At 56.7% G+C, this 13381-nt stretch carries 13 protein-coding genes and 1 pseudogene; 7 read left to right on the top strand and 7 right to left on the bottom strand.

Annotated features, from left to right (window positions below; all coding sequences use genetic code 11):
• Positions 1 to 69: 69 nt before the first annotated feature.
• From AC1DWG_RS27210 to AC1DWG_RS27200, 3 genes and pseudogenes are all read left to right on the top strand, one after another.
• Positions 70 to 441 carry a GFA family protein gene (locus AC1DWG_RS27210; protein ID WP_477788611.1) on the top strand — a complete coding sequence of 124 codons (372 nt, stop codon included), beginning with the start codon at positions 70 to 72 and terminating at the stop codon, positions 439 to 441.
• Between the two features lie 82 nt (positions 442 to 523).
• Positions 524 to 1102, top strand: a complete 579-nt coding sequence (locus AC1DWG_RS27205) for an eCIS core domain-containing protein (RefSeq protein ID WP_477765254.1) — start codon at positions 524 to 526, stop codon at positions 1100 to 1102.
• Between the two features lie 121 nt (positions 1103 to 1223).
• A pseudogene (locus tag AC1DWG_RS27200) lies at positions 1224 to 1923 on the top strand (MFS transporter); the annotation flags it as partial.
• Between the two features lie 626 nt (positions 1924 to 2549).
• Here the strand turns inward: AC1DWG_RS27200 and AC1DWG_RS27195 are convergent.
• From AC1DWG_RS27195 to AC1DWG_RS27185, 3 genes are read right to left on the bottom strand one after another with little or no spacing between them, the layout of a single operon-like run.
• Positions 2550 to 3410, bottom strand: coding sequence for a phytanoyl-CoA dioxygenase family protein (locus AC1DWG_RS27195; protein WP_477788599.1), 861 nt, complete (start codon positions 3408 to 3410; stop codon positions 2550 to 2552).
• A 10-nt stretch (positions 3411 to 3420) separates the two neighbouring features.
• A complete protein-coding gene (locus AC1DWG_RS27190) occupies positions 3421 to 4200 on the bottom strand; it encodes an ABC transporter substrate-binding protein (RefSeq protein WP_477788598.1) in 780 nt (259 codons plus the stop codon).
• 46 nt (positions 4201 to 4246) lie between these two features.
• Positions 4247 to 5422 (bottom strand): M20 aminoacylase family protein, encoded by a 1176-nt coding sequence (locus tag AC1DWG_RS27185; RefSeq protein WP_477788597.1) that lies wholly within the window; start codon positions 5420 to 5422, stop codon positions 4247 to 4249.
• Positions 5423 to 5657: 235 nt separating this feature from the next.
• Here AC1DWG_RS27185 and AC1DWG_RS27180 point away from each other — a divergent pair, with 235 nt between their 5' ends.
• Complete coding sequence (locus AC1DWG_RS27180; protein ID WP_477788596.1) at positions 5658 to 6572, top strand: LysR family transcriptional regulator; 915 nt, start codon at positions 5658 to 5660, stop codon at positions 6570 to 6572.
• A 129-nt stretch (positions 6573 to 6701) separates the two neighbouring features.
• Here AC1DWG_RS27180 and AC1DWG_RS27175 read toward each other — a convergent pair whose 3' ends face one another.
• Both AC1DWG_RS27175 and AC1DWG_RS27170 read right to left on the bottom strand, forming a co-directional pair.
• The gene (locus AC1DWG_RS27175; protein WP_477755263.1) at positions 6702 to 7442 is read right to left on the bottom strand and encodes an NAD-dependent epimerase/dehydratase family protein; all 741 of its coding nucleotides are present in this window, start codon (positions 7440 to 7442) and stop codon (positions 6702 to 6704) included.
• A gap of 165 nt (positions 7443 to 7607) precedes the next feature.
• Positions 7608 to 8531, bottom strand: coding sequence for a LysR family transcriptional regulator (locus AC1DWG_RS27170; RefSeq protein ID WP_477788595.1), 924 nt, complete (start codon positions 8529 to 8531; stop codon positions 7608 to 7610).
• A 143-nt stretch (positions 8532 to 8674) separates the two neighbouring features.
• Here AC1DWG_RS27170 and AC1DWG_RS27165 point away from each other — a divergent pair, with 143 nt between their 5' ends.
• Positions 8675 to 10354 (top strand): MFS transporter, encoded by a 1680-nt coding sequence (locus tag AC1DWG_RS27165; RefSeq protein WP_477788610.1) that lies wholly within the window; start codon positions 8675 to 8677, stop codon positions 10352 to 10354.
• Positions 10355 to 10411: 57 nt separating this feature from the next.
• The gene (locus tag AC1DWG_RS27160) at positions 10412 to 11053 is read left to right on the top strand and encodes a LysE family translocator (RefSeq protein ID WP_223458943.1); all 642 of its coding nucleotides are present in this window, start codon (positions 10412 to 10414) and stop codon (positions 11051 to 11053) included.
• A 347-nt stretch (positions 11054 to 11400) separates the two neighbouring features.
• Here AC1DWG_RS27160 and AC1DWG_RS27155 read toward each other — a convergent pair whose 3' ends face one another.
• The gene (locus tag AC1DWG_RS27155; protein ID WP_477788594.1) at positions 11401 to 11856 is read right to left on the bottom strand and encodes a tautomerase family protein; all 456 of its coding nucleotides are present in this window, start codon (positions 11854 to 11856) and stop codon (positions 11401 to 11403) included.
• A gap of 74 nt (positions 11857 to 11930) precedes the next feature.
• On the opposite strand from AC1DWG_RS27155, the gene AC1DWG_RS27150 reads away from it, so the two are divergent.
• The gene (locus AC1DWG_RS27150) at positions 11931 to 12722 is read left to right on the top strand and encodes a GlxA family transcriptional regulator (protein WP_477788593.1); all 792 of its coding nucleotides are present in this window, start codon (positions 11931 to 11933) and stop codon (positions 12720 to 12722) included.
• A gap of 20 nt (positions 12723 to 12742) precedes the next feature.
• Here AC1DWG_RS27150 and AC1DWG_RS27145 read toward each other — a convergent pair whose 3' ends face one another.
• Positions 12743 to 13372, bottom strand: a complete 630-nt coding sequence (locus tag AC1DWG_RS27145; RefSeq protein ID WP_477765251.1) for a LysE family translocator — start codon at positions 13370 to 13372, stop codon at positions 12743 to 12745.
• Positions 13373 to 13381: the final 9 nt, after the last annotated feature.

Genomic DNA, 13381 nt, shown 5'->3' with positions numbered 1-13381 from the left:
GGAGATACTCATGGCATCAGGGCAATGTCTTTGCGGGGCTGTACGCTTTTCCCTGGCGGTTGAACCACGATTTTTTATCGCTGCCATTGCACCCTGTGCCGCAAGCAAACCGGGGTCGGCCATAATCTCGCCACGCTGGTCAACGCTCACGACTTTCGATGGGATGAAGGGCAAGAGGCGATCACGGGTTGGCGCAAAAACAGCGGGTACAGAAATGACTTTTGCTCGCGATGTGGCTCGACCGTGCCTAATATTCTTCGCGAAACGGCCTATTTCTGGATTCCGCTTGGACTTCTCGATGCCGGGCTGAGCATGGAGTGTATTGGGGATTTCTGCACCGATGACGCTATGCCATGGGATGAACAACGCTCGGAAAAAAGTCATTGCGCAGCCCCGGATTCACTGGAGCTTCTTCTGCATGAACTGCAGGTCAATGATTGACTCGGGTGCCTGACCGGCATAGGGACGAACGGGTAGCCTGGCCCATAATTGGTTCACCACTGTCCGCTGCCCGGAGCGCCCAATGCCGCCCATCACCACGCGCCTGGTGGCGCTGCTTGTTCTTTGCCTGACACTTGAAGTGCCAGCCCAAACCAACGGCTGCCCGGCTGGCGAGAAGCAAGTGTGCCTGGACGACTGCATCTGCCTGCCAGACGTGGTGCCTGATGACATCTACCAGATCGCGGCGCCTGGGCTGGCGCTGTGGCTGACCCAAGCGCGTGCTGAAGCAGCCAACGCCGGCATCCAACCCATTCCACCGCACATCCGCGAGCAGCTACTGCACTGGTACGCCCCCAGCGTCCTCGATACCGCGCGCTACAAAATCAGCGACAACGGCCAATTCAACGCCGCCACCGCCATGCTGCAAAACCCCGATGTCGGTGCCGTAACGCTGATCGACATCATCCTGTTCCGGGACGCGCAATCGGCAGAACAGGACATCGCGCTCTGGGCTCACGAACTCAAACATGTGCAGCAGTATCAGGAGTGGGGGGTGCTGGGATTTGCCCAACGGTATACACAGGATTTCAATGCGGTGGAGGCGCCGGCTTATGCCATACAGGCTGAGGTCAGGCGCTCGGTGAGGGCAGGGACTTACTGAAGGGCAGCATACTTTCTCGTTATTTTCATGTACGACCCTTTTGGGAGTACTCGCTCCGCGTGACAGGAAGTTTTTCCACGATACGCATACTTGTCGGGCCTTTGACAAAGTCATCTGTGGCCTTGTGGCGGTGACCAGCAAACCACTGCGTCTGCACGCGCGGGACCATACGCCGCTGGCCGAGGTCTTCCATACCCTGTTCATCAGATTCAGGCGCAGCGCGCTGGAGGGGATGACCCTGTTGACCGCACAGGCCTTCATTTACAACGCGATCCGCTGGTGCTCACCGATTTTTACCAGATGCCTGTCGAGCATGTAGGTTGGTATGGATTGCCCTTGGCACTGGGCAATTTCTGCGGGCCGCTGCTGTTGGGGCGCCTGTTCGACGTGATCGGCCGACGCGTGATGATCAGCTTCACCTACGCGATGTCGGGGGTGTTGCTGGCGCTCAATGGCTATGCCTTCCAGCAGGGTTGGCCGGATGTCACCCAGCAAGCCGCGGCGTGGATGGTGATCTTTTTTTCGCCTCGGCAGCGGCCAGCTCGGCCTACCTGACCGTGGCGGAAACCTTCCCACTGGAAATCCGCGCCTTGGCCATCGCCGTGTTTTACGCCTTTGGCACCGGCTTGGGCGGCATCATCGGGCCGATGTTGTTTGGCCAACTGATCCAGTCCCAGCAGCGCAGCAGTCTGTTGATTGGTTATCTGACAGGCGCTGCACTAATGTGTGTGGCGGCGGTGGTGCAGGCGATTTGGGGGGTGGCTGCGGAGCGTCGAGCGTTGGAGCAGGTGGCCAGGCCTTTGTCGCAGGCTGAGGATTGAGGGGGGCTACCAGCCAGCGAGCAAAGGTGTTGGCCCTTTCGTGAAGGTGAACACCTCAGGCTTACACTGGCCATCATCTGCTTTTTTTGGGTACTTCACGGAATCCCGGGGAACACATATAACGAAATATCTGTAGGGGCTGCTGCAGGCTGCGATCTTTTTGATCTTGATCTTCAGCAATATCCAGATCGCAAAAGCAAGATCAAAAGATCGTCCGAACGCGGCCCGAACCTTCGGCAGCTCCTACAGGGGAACGCGTGCACCACCAAACAACGAGGTCGAGCGTTAGCTCGCCTCGCGGTGCTGTTGCGGTGCACGCCCCCTCGAGAGGCCGAGCGTAGGTTCTGCGCAGTGGGCAACCCGGCATGGATGCCGGGTTAGCCGCCGCCGGCCATGGATGGCCGATGGCGGCGGGCCCACGGAGCAGGACCGGAGCGAGGGGATGCCGAGCCTAGGCGAGGCACCGAACGTCAGGGGCAAGAGCCCTTGGTTACTTGGGGCCGGGCGGCGTTCCGCTCTTCCAAGTGACCCGCCGTAAGGGCGGAACCCTAAGTGGCCGTTACCGCAGCAATGAATATGTACACCAGGAAGAAAATGGTCGGCCGTAAGGTCGCCATCTCGACGTATCACTCGGACATTCTGCTTTCTCGATGCCAGAGTGTCGGAAAAAGCTCGTGCTCCATAGGTATATCTGATGCCAGAGCATCTTTAAGCCCAGGAAAGTCGGGGGAGGTGGCCCAAGGTCTCGGCGCATGCCGCACGTCATCGCCTATGACCCTCACTGAAAACGCGCGGCGACGGTTATGCCCGCCCACGCCAGCAGAGGCATGCAAGGTCAACATGTTGAAACACACCATGTCCCCCGGCGACAACGTCCATCCGAGAATGGGAAAGTCCTTGCGATGGCTTTCAATATCCGGTAGCTCGCCCAATGTTCCCTCGGAAAACCATTTGGCCTGGCTGTCCATGAAGGACCGAGGCATCAACCAGGGGCCTTTGTGTGAGCCGGCGATGAACTCGAGGGTCGATTCCCTGGGCACGGGGTCAACTGGAATCCAGAAACTCACGGTGTCCGACCCCGTGATGTTGTAGTAAGGCTGGTCCTGGTGCCAAGGTGTGCGTTGGCGCGTATTGGGCTCTTTCACCAGCAAGTGATCATGGTGCAGGCGCACCCGTTGGCTGTTCAGCAGGGCGGCCGCGATGGGGGCGATGGCGGAGTTGAAGATGAAGTCGCGATAGTGTGCATTCTCTTGCCAGTTACAAAAGTCCTCGAAGAACCATCCCGGGTCCGTAGGGCAGCTCGCCACTTTTGCGCGAGGGCTGGGATGGGCAAGGTTGCGCTCGATGCCTAGCGTTAGTTCGCTGATTTGCTGCGCAGTAAACGCATTACGGATGCACACTGCACCATCGGTTTGAAAGGCACGTACAGTCTCGTCGCTGACGGGGATGGCAAAACGAGATTCACCGCGTTGCGTCATTTCGTTCATGGGGATTGCCTCATTCGCCGTAAATATCGAAGTTGAAGTACTGCTTCGCGATCTGGTCGTATTGGCCTGATTGGCGAATGCTGGCAATGGCCGTGTTCAGCTGCTCTCTGAGATCAGGCTCGTTTTTTCGGATACCGATAGCGACGCCATCGCCAATGATGCTTTTGTCGGTGATGGGCTCACCGGCGAAGGCAAAGCCCTGGCCCTGAGGCTTTTGCAGTAATCCGATGTCGGCTTGTACCGAGGCCTGGAACGATGCATCCAGGCGTCCGGTGATGAGGTCTGAAAACACCTGGTCCTGGGTTTGGTAGGTAAGGATATTGACGCCTTGGTGGCCCCATTGCGACTTGGCATAGCTTTCATGCAGCGAGCCTTGAACCACCCCAACCGACTTGCCCTTCAATGATTCTGCCGTCGGCAGCAATCCGGAGTCTTTTCTGGCAACGAGAGAAGACGGCGCGGTGTAGATTTTGTGGCTGAAATCGACCTGCTGGCGACGTGGCTCGGTGGCGCTGAATGCAGACAGAATGGCGTCAAATTTTTTCGCCTTTAACGCCGGGATCATGCTGTCGAAGGTCTGCTCGACCCAAATACACTTGACCCGCAACTCGGCACAAAGGGCATTGCCCAGATCGATATCAAAACCACTCAATGAGCCATCTGGCTGCTTTTGCTCGAAAGGTGGGTAGCTAGGGTCGACGCCGAATCTGATCACCGGTTCTGCCTGCGATAGCGGGGTGATGATCAGCCCGAACAGCAGAGTGATGTATTGAAGTTTGCGTAGTTGCATGATGACCTCATTTTTTATTGGTTTTCACGTTTTGGCAGGTCTTTGCTCAAGCGTTGAGTGGCAAGAAGGCCTCAGTCAACTTGACCCAATAGCCAGCGCCCCGAATCAGGATGTCGTCATTGAAGTCGTAGCGAGGGTCGTGAGCCATGCAGCTCTTTTCACCGTCGCCATTGCCGATGATCAGATAGCTGCCAGGGCATTGCTGCAGGAAGTAGGCGAAATCCTCGCTGCCATTGAAGGGCACGATGTCGTTCATCACCTCGTCCTCACCGAGCCAGTCGATGGCCACCTGACTGGCAAACCGGGTCATTTCTTCGTCATTCACCAGCAACGGGTAGTCGGCACTGTAGTCGATGTCGGCGGTCGCGCCGAATGCCTGCGCCTGGGCGTGAATGAGGTGTTTTATCTGGCGCTCCAGGCGGTCCCGGACGGCGTTGTTCAGTGAGCGGACGGAAATCAGCATGTGCGCGCTGTCCGGGATCAMGTTGGACGCCTTGCCTGCGTTAATGGCCCCGACGGTGATAACGCTCATTTCCTGAGGTGAAGTGTTACGCGAGACGATTGTCTGCAAGGCCATGATGATGCTTGCGCAGACCACCACGGGGTCGACGCTCAGATGCGGCATCGCGCCATGACCGCCTTTTCCGTGAATCGTGACATTGACCTGGTCGGCGGAGGCCATGAAGGGGCCGGCTCGGAACCCGAGTTTTCCGACAGGGTAGCCTGGCATGTTGTGTGCAGCGAACACTGCATCGCAGGGGAACTGTTGCAGCACGCCTTCCTGAATCATTCGTCGGGCGCCGGCCAGACCTTCTTCGGCCGGCTGGAAAATCAGGCGGACGGTGCCATCGAACGGATGGCCATGGGCGAGGGCGTAGGCGGCGGCGAGGAGCATGACCGTATGCCCGTCATGGCCACACGCGTGCATCTTGCCCGGTATCCGGCTTGCGTAGGGGAGCCCGGTTTTTTCCAGAATAGGCAGTGCGTCCATGTCAGCCCGTATGCCGATCACACGCGAACTGGTGCCTTTTTTCAGCGTGGCGATGACCGCGGTTTCGGCGAAGCCGCGCGTCACGTCATAACCCCATTTGATCAATCGTTCGGCTACCAGCTCACTAGTCTCGACCTCCTGATAACCGAGTTCAGGGTTGGCATGGATCTGGTGGCGCAGTTCGCGCATTTCCTGCTCAATCTCTTTTAACAGCGTGATGGACTGTGTCATTGGCAGTGTTTTTCCTTGGTGACCAAGAGGAGAAACCAATCTGTCGCAAGGGCCACAATCGACGATGGCTTACGGCATCATGCGTTTCATCAAAGTGCCGGGGCTTTTTCTGGTACGGTCTTTTGGTGAGGTTCGAAGCCCAGGTGGTGCTGGTCCGAGAGTAGTGGGCCAAGGCAGCAGCTGACAGGCAATCGAAAGTGAACAAGGCAACCCAGGGTTAACACCGGCGGACACTATGAAGTTCTATCAACTCAATGCACTCGTGGCGGTGGCCGACGCGGGCAGCATCCGCGGCGCTGCAAAAAGGCTCGACACTTCGCCGGCAGCGGTCACCAAGGCCATCCAGAAGCTGGAGGCAGACACCGCCACACAATTGCTGATCCGTAATACCTCAGGGATTGTGTTTACCGAGCTCGGCAAAAAGTTGTTGATTCAGGCACGTCTGCTGGTGGCACAGATGGTCAGCGCCCGTCAGGTATTGCCTGATTGCAAGGGGGAACTGGAGGGGTGCTTGTCGGTTGCCGTGACACCCTGGTTGGCGATGACGCTCATGCCAAAATCCGTCGTGCGTTTTCGCCAGCTGTTTCCAAAGGTACAACTTGAATTGTATGAGGGGCTTTCATCGGTCGCGTGTCCGCTGCTGCGGGATGCGAGCGTCGATCTGTTTATCGGACGGCTTGATACCCGGTTTTCCAGCACCGACCTGACCTATCTGCCGCTGTTCACGGCTGATTGTGCGGTGGTGGCCCGTCAGCAACACCCGTTGTCGAACAGCAGGACCATGGAGGATCTGGCGTCGGCTGACTGGATACTGGCCTCGCAACAAGATGGAACGATTTCGACGCAGGGGCATGTGCATTTCGCCCATTCGCTCTCGATCATCTTGAGCTTGCTGCGTGAAACCGACATGTTAAGCATCTTTCCCTGGCCGCTGGTGGAGATATGTGCACAGCGCGAAGGCTTGTGCGCCTTGCCTCTGCGCGAGCCGGTCGGCAGTGCCTCGGTTGGCGCCATCAACCGAAGCGGGCAGCCCCTGCGGCCGGCGGCCGAGCGGTTTCTGGAGTGTCTGATCGAAACCATTCACCTGGAGATGGGGCATGCGCAATCTCCTTATCGGCGCATGTTGCAGACCGTCGATTTGTTGGTCTGAGAGCTGTTATCGAAACTGAGTGGAACGTCACTGGTTGCATGGTCATACGTCACTGCCTGTTCCTGGCCAACTCCTGCCAGATCAGTTGGCCGTTCTTGACGTAGTCAGTTGAAGAGGAGTTACTGGTGCTCAGTCAGGTTGAGCGTGTCCTTCCAGAATCTCAAATCCATCATCAAGGGGGGCGTACCCCACAACTTTTCTGGTCTTCTCGATAGAAAGTCGCTTATATCTGTTATCTGAGACCCCGTGGATAACATGAAATCCGCTCAGCTCGGCCTCGACGCAATTTCTAAGTAGTGCGACAACATCCCTGATACTAATAAAAGCAGCTACATCCCTGTGACTGTGGTTTTCCCCTTGGTGAAATATAGCTACGTTTGCAATACGGACTGCGATTGTTGTCATTTGACCATCGTTTGCATACATCGAAGCCAGCGCTTCCCCGAACGCTTTGCTGACCCCGTATAGATTGCCTGGCTTAGGTGCCATACATTCATGTATCTGGACATCCTCTGGATAACCTTCGATAGCCTGAGCGCTGCTCGCAAATATAAAGCGCTCGCAGCCTTGAGCCTTTGCGGCGAATAGCATGTTGTAGGTGCCCACAATATTCACAGGGAGCAGGGAGGTCATGAAATCGGCGTCTGGGCGAGGGTCAGCAGCTAGATGAATCACTGTATGTATGCCTTCGCAAGCTTCAAGGCAACTGGCTTGAACGCTGATGTCGAGAGCGAAACGTTGTGCCGATTGCGGAAGTGTTGATACGTCCATGTCGGCTAAACGCAAATCTGATTTATCGTAGTGCGCTTTCCAAAAAGCGCTGCCGATTCGGCCCGCAGCACCTGTGACTAAAATTTTTCGCGCGTTCATTTCAGCATGTCCTTATGGTAAACGTCACTGTAGCTTCCCAGCGTCGTGGTCGGTTGACAACCTCCAATGAGAGTAACAAGCGTCAACACGTCCGCTTCTGGCCGATTTCTGCCTTCCACGACCGGCTGAAACCGACCCACAACGGACGGTTAGCGATTACCGGCTTCATGAGCGAGTTACAGCTGGCCTGTCGACGGAAGGGATGGCAAACAGATGCTCGGCAGCAAAGTCCACGAATACGCGGATTTTCGGTGAAAGATGGCGACTGGACGGCCACAACGCCCAGAACTGCCCTTGATCTTCGCTGTGACCGTCGAGCACCGTTTCCAGGTGCCCCTGGGCGATAGCTTCGCGGACCAGGAAGTCCGGGACAAATGCGATACCGTGCCCATCCACCATGGCCATCAGCATGGCTTCCATGTTGTTCAATGTCAGGGCGGTTGGCAGGCGTAACTGCGTGAACTGAGGGGCCGAAGACATACTCCAGTCCATTATTTTACCCGTCGTGACAAATCGGTAACGCAAGCACTCGTGATGCTCCAGGTCACTGATAGTGACGGGCCGTCCCTTACGCTGCAAATAGTCAGGCGATGCGCACAGGACAAACTTAAAAGGCCCCAGCTTGCGTGCCATCAGTTTGGAGTCGACCTGCCCACCGCTGCGAATCACTACGTCAAAGCCTTCATCGATCACATCCACCAATTGGTCGTTGAAGTCCAATTCCAGCTCAATCTCCGGGTAGGCTTTGCGAAACCGCGCCATATGGGGCAAGAGAAAGCGATAACCGATGGTGGGCAAGCTGACGCGTAACTTTCCACGAGGTTCCTGTGTTGCATGGGAAAGCATCGCCCGGGCATCTTGAAGATCGTCAAGGATCTTACGGCAGCGTTCATAGAACAACTGTCCCTCCGCAGTCAGGCTGACTTTGCGGGTGCTGCGGTGCAATAACCGCACATCCAGCGAAGCCTCAAGTTTGGCGACGTTTTTGCCCACGGCCGAGGCAGAAATCCCCAACGCCCTGGCGGCGCTGATGAAACTGAGCGCCTCGGCGGTTTTTACGAATGAGATCACCCCACTAAGACTGTCCACAACTCGATTATATCCTTTTGGTTCACTATAAGTGGAATAAAAGCCCGTTTATCTTCGATTGTATCCTAACTAGAGTGTACGAACGATCGCGCGCCTCGGCCTGGACAGCACGGATACTTCATAGATATGCAGGGAATCACCTAATGAACTCAGCTACCGAACCGCTGCCGGCCCATGGCCGGCACTCCATATTGGCTGCAATTTGCCTCGCCGCCCTGGTATTGCCCATGAGCTTTACCGGCGGGGCAGTGGCCACGCCGTTCATTGGTCAAACCTTTGATGCCCATCCAACGGAACTGGCCTGGATCACCAATGCCTTCATGCTTAGCTTCGGCAGCCTGCTGATGGCCGCCGGCACCCTCGCTGACCTCTACGGACGCAAGCGACTGTTCATGTGCGGGATGGCATTGTTTGCACTGGTGTCGATCCTGTTGGCGGCGGTTCCCGATATTTTCTGGCTGGACCTGTTGCGTGGCGTGCAAGGCATTGCCGCGGCGGCAGCCCTGGCCAGCGGTTCGGCGGCACTGGCGCAGGAATTTGATGGGCATGCCAGAACTCGTGCTTTCAGCCTTCTGGGCACCACTTTCGGGGTTGGCCTGGCCTTCGGTCCGTTGTTATCGGGGTTGCTGATCGAGTACTTGGGTTGGCGCGCAATTTTCCTTTTCACGGCCCTGCTCGCCATCCTTTCCTTGATATTTGCCCTGCCGAAAATGCGCGAAAGCCGCGACCCGCAAGCACAGCGTCTGGATACGCCCGGCGTGCTGACGTTTTCCGGCCTGCTGATCATGTTTACCACGGCGGTGATCCTGGCACCTGAGCAAGGCTGGGGCTCGCCGGTCATCCATGTACTGCTTGGAACGTCGGCGGTCTTTTTGCTGCTGTTTATCATTGTTGAGAATCGGGCAAAACATCCGATGCTGGAACTGGGGCTATTTCTGTTTCCGCGCTTTGTCGGTGTACAGATCCTGCCGATCGGTACCTGCTATTGCTACATCGTCTTGATCGTATTGCTGCCGTTTCGGTTTATCGGCGTAGAAGGGGCCAGTGCCTTTGAAGCGGGGCTGATGATGTTGGCACTCTCTGCCCCGATGCTGATTGTCCCGATCATTGCCGCGTCGCTAACTCGCTGGTTGTCGGCGGGCGTACTCTGCGCAATCGGCTTCGTGATCGCAGCGGCCGGGCTCTACTGGCTGAGTACGATCCCGGTCGGCACGCATGCGCAGATCATCGCGGCCATGCTGGTGAGCGGTATCGGTACAGGCCTGCCCTGGGGTTTGATGGATGGTTTGTCGTTCAGCGTGATCCCCAATGAACGGGCGGGGATGGCCACCGGTATTTTCAATACGACGCGGGTGGCGAGCGAAGGTGTAGCCCTGGCAATCACTGTTGCGATGCTGACGGCCCTGGTCGCACACCATCTGAGCATCAGTGACTCGGTCAAACTGTCCGCTGTTGACTATTCAACTATCGCGCAACGCCTGGTGATGGGTGATATCCAGCACGCGAGCACCGACGCCAGCCAAATCCCGTTGACGATGCTGCGCTTGGCCTATACCGCAGGATTCAACACCTTGTTGCAACTGCTGGCGATGTTCACGCTGTTCACTGCCTTCGTGGTTTTTCTATTCCTGGGACGTCAAAGCGAGATTTGCGTCGGCGCCGAATCCACGCCCGATGTCGCCCAACACACACTTCACGCCGCTGATTCTAGCGGGCATTGGCCGATTACTGCCTGTTACGAAGGGGCTGAATCCACAATAGCTGTCGGTGGGCAAGGAGCGCTTTCAATCCAATTGCCGCCTGGGAAACCGAGCACCACTTAACTCGTTGTCCCGCTCGCTCCTGTAATATGCCAGCCCTCACCACCACGAGCTTTGAAAATGGATTCTCACTCGATTCTGACTTTTACCTTGGTCGCCGCGATTGCTATCGCCAGCCCAGGGCCTGCGACCTTGATGGCGATCAACAATAGCCTGGCCCATGGGCAGCGCAGCGCCATATGGTCATCGCTCGGCAACGCCAGTGGCCTGTTCTGCCTGTCGTCCGCTGCCATGCTGGGGCTGGGGGCGCTGCTCGCCAGTTCCGAATGGTTGTTCAACGCGGTGAAATTCATCGGTGCCGGTTATTTGTTCTACCTGGGCATCAGACAATTGTTCAAAAAGGGCCCGATGCTCCCGGACGGGATTCAGGATAACTTGAAGAAAAGCCGGCCGACTCGCTCCAAGCTGTACAAATCGGCCTTCCTGACGGCGGTGACCAACCCCAAGGCGACGATGTTCTTCACCGCGCTGTTTCCGCAGTTCATCGATCAGAGCACGGCATTGCTGCCGCAATTTCTGATCCTCACCTCGATCTTCATGGCATTGTCGGTGTCGTCCCTGAGCCTCTATGCCGCGCTCGCCTCGCGGGCCAAGGGTGTGCTGACCCGGCCTGCGCTGTCCCGTTGGGTTAGCCGGGTGGTGGGGTCGACATTCATCGGTTTCGGTGCTGCCATTCTGACCATGCGGCGGCAGGCGGCGTAAGGGGAGTCGGGCTTGTAACTCCGGTAACAGGAAGGCCGGGGACTGTGAAACTCTGTACGAACCTACCCAGTAAGCGCTTCAAGGAAGATTAAACGGCGCATCATGGGGGAAGCCCTTTACCGGAAAGTATCGGTGAATCGGGTGTTGGATAAGGTTGAAATTACGGAGTAGCCATTCCGTTCAGTGGCGAGCGGTTTACTCGCCACTGATTAGATTCGCATCTTCGAGCATTCACGAGTGACCGCTTTTGGCTGTGCTGCCTGTCACGACGACCGTCAGAAAGTGCCCCACGCTGCCACTCGAGCTAGCGCTCTGCATGCCGTACAAGCCAATGGATCTTTGCTGCCTTACTTCCCCGTCAGTCCCTGCAGATGTCGGTACCCGGCCGCCTGAGTGAAATCGGCCAAATACCAGATTGCTCCGTTGGCTCCCCATAAGCCGTCGTTGACTTCATCAAGGATGATCGACGTCATGACGATTCTTTGGTCGTTCGCTTCTTTCGACCGGCTTACCGCTTGATGCAAACGCTGTACATAGTCGCCTCGCATGGCCTCGCTCAGTACACCGCTGGGGACTTTGACCTGGATGATGCAAGGAATGGCTTGAGCGCTGACATCCACGCCACCACATGTCCAGGAACCGGAAGCCACTTCTTCAATGAGCGTCCAGCACAGGCTCCGTTGACGTGGATCGCTGCCGATTTGCTCAACCTCGACGGCCACTTTCGTAATCGCTTGGCTAAGCAGTGCCCGTTGTTCGCAAGTAAAAGAACCTTGAGGCACTTTGATCAGGATATTTGGCATACAGGTTAACGCTCAATGAAATGGAGTCGTTATTGAGCCAGCACTGAACGGATCGCGTTCCCCTCGGCCAAGGCATGCACACTTTTGTTCAGCCCCTGGTTACCAGCCCTGATGACCACTCATGCTGGATCATCCCAGGCATCGGCATAGCGGACGTCGCCTTGATTGAGCAACGGTTGCAACAGCCGGACATTGCTTTGCTGGTGCCGGCATTACGGGCGCATATGCGGGCTGGTGGTAACGTAGCTGCATCATGTTCTGCGGTATTCGTGTTGCAGGCTGCGAACGTGCTCGCTGGGCGCTGTGTTACCACTTCCTGGTGGATGGCGCCCATGCTCCAGCAGTGGGCGTCGGAGTGCCAGGTAGATGCCGACCGCATGGTGATCTCCGATCCCCCGTTGCTTACCGCAGGCGCAGCGTCAGGTCACAGCGATCTGATGCTGCAACTTCTACGCAGCCATTTCTCCCCGGCATTGGCAAATGCCGTTGCACGAACGCTACTGATAGACGGCCGACAGCTGCAATCGCCCTTCATGGTTCCGGCAATGATGGCTCAGGGAAATGAATTGATCGCAAAGCTGAAGGCTCATATCGAAGCCTCACTACCGGCGACCATCAACGTCAGTACACTCGCATTCGACTTTGGCTTGTCAGAGCGAACGTTGTCTCGACACATACACAAGGCTACCGGCTACAGCCCGTTGCGGCTGATCCAGAGTGTCCAGGCCAATAAAGCCCGGGAGCTGCTGGCAAACAGTAAATACTCGGTCGATACCATTTCCGAACGCGTCGGATACCGGGATGCCACATCTTTGCGGCGATTGATGAAAAAAATGCTTAACGCAACATTCCGGCAATTGCGTTAAGCCGATATGTCTCGCTCCTTTTAAAGTGGTCGATTAAGTAGAAGCAAACGTGCCGCCAGCGCTGTCATAACCGCAGCGAAGCTATAGGCTCCCAGGCGTTTGGAGATCATGCCTTCGCGAAGGCGCATATGCAGCTGTCCGGCACAAAATCCGAGTAGGGCATGAAAGATCAATGCGATAAGTGCAAGCAATAACCCCAAGAACATCAATTGCGAGGTGACAGTACCGGTACCTGCGGTGACGAACTGCGGCAGAAACACCATGAAAAACAACAGCGCCTTGGGGTTTAACAAGCTGTTGATCGTGGCTTGGGCAAAGATCTTTCTCATCGAGGCCTGTGTAGCTTGAGACTGAGTATCCGTAGAAGGAGTCTTCAATGCCTGCCACGCCAGCCACATCAGATAACCAGCGCCGGCCCAGCGCAGCAAGTCAAACGCCGGCGCCCAACTCATCACTAACGCACCGAGGCCTGCGCTAACCATGATGGTCATCAGCACGTCAGCCAGGGTTATTCCTAGCGCAGCGGCGAGGCCGGCGCGCCATCCATGAGCAACAGCATGGCTGCTGACGATGGCCATGTTAGGGCCAGGAACGATCAACAACAGCAAGGCGGCAACAATGAACAGATAAAGGTCAGTGGTATCCGGCATAGGGCATAA

The organism is Pseudomonas sp. P4_B3, from assembly GCF_056402295.1.
The sequence above is the reverse complement of the archived record's forward strand: the minus strand, read 5'-3'. Positions and strand labels throughout refer to the sequence as shown.

Coding starts and splice junctions, on each gene's coding strand:
- AC1DWG_RS27205 (WP_477765254.1), top strand. CDS start 524: ATGCCGCCCATCACCACGCGCCTGGTGGCGCTGCTTGTTCTTTGCCTG.
- AC1DWG_RS27195 (WP_477788599.1), bottom strand. CDS start 3,410: ATGAACGAAATGACGCAACGCGGTGAATCTCGTTTTGCCATCCCCGTC.
- AC1DWG_RS27190 (WP_477788598.1), bottom strand. CDS start 4,200: ATGCAACTACGCAAACTTCAATACATCACTCTGCTGTTCGGGCTGATC.
- AC1DWG_RS27180 (WP_477788596.1), top strand. CDS start 5,658: ATGAAGTTCTATCAACTCAATGCACTCGTGGCGGTGGCCGACGCGGGC.
- AC1DWG_RS27175 (WP_477755263.1), bottom strand. CDS start 7,442: ATGAACGCGCGAAAAATTTTAGTCACAGGTGCTGCGGGCCGAATCGGC.
- AC1DWG_RS27165 (WP_477788610.1), top strand. CDS start 8,675: ATGAACTCAGCTACCGAACCGCTGCCGGCCCATGGCCGGCACTCCATA.
- AC1DWG_RS27160 (WP_223458943.1), top strand. CDS start 10,412: ATGGATTCTCACTCGATTCTGACTTTTACCTTGGTCGCCGCGATTGCT.
- AC1DWG_RS27155 (WP_477788594.1), bottom strand. CDS start 11,856: ATGCCAAATATCCTGATCAAAGTGCCTCAAGGTTCTTTTACTTGCGAA.
- AC1DWG_RS27150 (WP_477788593.1), top strand. CDS start 11,931: ATGCACACTTTTGTTCAGCCCCTGGTTACCAGCCCTGATGACCACTCA.
- AC1DWG_RS27145 (WP_477765251.1), bottom strand. CDS start 13,372: ATGCCGGATACCACTGACCTTTATCTGTTCATTGTTGCCGCCTTGCTG.